The 437-nt window shown below is 66.6% G+C and carries 1 protein-coding gene; it reads left to right on the plus strand.

Going from position 1 to position 437, the window contains the following annotated elements:
- Nucleotides 1–143 precede the first annotated feature (143 nt).
- Nucleotides 144–437 (plus strand): hypothetical protein (locus F7Q96_RS26665; RefSeq protein WP_151023676.1); only part of this gene is annotated, 294 nt, incomplete at its 3' end.

Raw genomic sequence — 437 nt, forward strand, 5'->3', positions numbered from 1 at the left:
TCGACTCGGACTCGTTCGAGTATGGGCATACCGAATCAGCGCAATCCGCATGGGAAGCTGGCCGCACCGCCCTACGCGCCGAGCACCTCGCGCAGCAGCCGGCAGCGCAGGCGGCGGGGCTGACGGAATGCCTGAACGCCCATATGTCGCGTTTTGGGCCGGAGCCGGCTGGTATTTCTGCGCAGCGAGAAAGCGATTTCGTAGCCGGGTGGAACGCGGCCATCGCCCAGGCGGGGCTGATGGAAGATGATGTCGCACGGTTGTCCGAGGAACTGGCGGGGATGCTGCCGAGCAAGCGCATTCATGCTTTGCGCGCCCTGCTATCCCGCGCCGCGCCGAGCGCGCAGCAGGCCGAGCCGGATGGCATCGCTTGTTCTTCGTGTGGGCTGACGATGCAGCAATCGCGGATGCTGGCCGAGCAGCCCGCCGAGGAAGCG

The organism is Cupriavidus gilardii, assembly GCF_008801915.1.
In the GTDB taxonomy this organism is placed as follows: Bacteria; Pseudomonadota; Gammaproteobacteria; order Burkholderiales; family Burkholderiaceae; genus Cupriavidus; species Cupriavidus gilardii.